Origin of the sequence: Pseudoalteromonas sp. S558 (assembly GCF_005886635.1) — a bacterium.
Taxonomy (GTDB): domain Bacteria; phylum Pseudomonadota; class Gammaproteobacteria; order Enterobacterales; family Alteromonadaceae; genus Pseudoalteromonas; species Pseudoalteromonas aliena.
In genome coordinates, this window is sequence record NZ_PNDU01000407.1 from 1 (window position 1) to 1,262 (window position 1,262).

General features: G+C 39.2%; 3 protein-coding genes. 2 read left to right on the plus strand and 1 reads right to left on the minus strand.

Features of this window, described 5'->3' with window-relative positions; all coding sequences use genetic code 11:
• Both CWB66_RS20100 and CWB66_RS20105 read left to right on the plus strand, forming a co-directional pair.
• On the plus strand, positions 1-135 hold a 135-nt coding region (locus CWB66_RS20100; RefSeq protein WP_138586778.1), incomplete at its 5' end, for a PoNe immunity protein domain-containing protein.
• Positions 136-145: 10 nt separating this feature from the next.
• Positions 146-643: a hypothetical protein gene (locus CWB66_RS20105; RefSeq protein WP_138586780.1), complete on the plus strand. Its 498-nt coding sequence runs from the start codon at positions 146-148 to the stop codon at positions 641-643.
• Here CWB66_RS20105 and CWB66_RS20110 read toward each other — a convergent pair.
• A partial coding sequence (locus CWB66_RS20110; protein ID WP_138586782.1) for an IS3 family transposase occupies positions 624-1,262 on the minus strand: 639 nt, incomplete at its 5' end. The two genes, CWB66_RS20105 and CWB66_RS20110, sit on opposite strands and share 20 nt — an antisense overlap.

The window sequence follows — 1,262 nt, forward strand, 5'->3', positions numbered from 1 at the left end:
GATGCATATATAGGTTACTTGTGTTGGGAAGCTGCTTTAGTCGTTAAGCTATATGATATTGACGATAGCAGTTTTATCGATCATGAATACTACCCAAAAGATTTAGTACATTGGCAAGATAACTCAAACAAGTAGAGAAGTGACGATGCGAGATACTCGAAAGAATAAAGCTTATTTTGAAGGATTAGTTATTGATTTTGAAGAGGCATTAACTGAGACTCAAGAAGCTCTAGACGCTGGTAATTTCTCTACTCCTAGTAGTCGAGTAGATATTTCTTTGCGGTTATTTCAGCTATCAATTATGCGTGCTGTAACGCTTTATTCGTATGGAACTTCTTTAGAAATCCTTAAGCCATATGTACTTGCTATACTACCTTTCCGCCAGCAGCTCACTATCCACGCTGATCAATTACCTACTGCTCACCAAGCATACCGTTATGCTTTTGAGCAATTAGGCGAAGCTGCGGCAGCGTGTGGTTCTGAGAATATAAATCGTTATATTTATACTTTATGGTGGCTGTCTTTACTGAAAGCATGTGACGTCGAACAACCACATATCAACGATGCATTAAATATAGTTGGTGAAAGAGGTAAAGATAAATTACTTGGTAATCCCCCCATTTTTAATGGAGGCTATCTGTAGAATTTCCGTTGTTTAACTCTTCCAGTTTTTGTATGGGTGTTATCCCACCTATGCCCATGTTAGGGCGTTCATTATTATAAGTCCATAACCAATCGGTAGCTTTATCTTGTAACTCACTAATATCACTGTAAATATAATGACTTAGCCAGTCATACCTAACCGTGCGATTAAACCGCTCTACATAAGCATTTTGTTGCGGGTTACCTGGTTGAATAAATCGTAATTCAATATTATTATTTAACGCCCACTCTGCTAATTTATGGCTAATATATTCAGGCCCATTGTCACACCTGATAGCTTTTGGCTTACCACGCCATTCTATAATTTGATTGAGTGAGCGGATAACACGCTCAGCGGGGAGTGATAAGTCAGCATCTATTGTGAGTCCTTCGCGATTGAAATCATCAATTACATTGAACAAGCGGCACCCTCTGCCATCAGATAATTGGTCGTGCATAAAATCCATTGACCAACATTCGTTAATGGCCTCAGGGACAGTCAATGGTTCAGGCTTCTTCCTTGTTAGACGTTTTCTAGGCTTTATTCGCAGATTCAACTCAAGCTCACGGTAAATACGATAAACGCGCTTATGATTCCATGTGTAGCCTTTAACATTGCG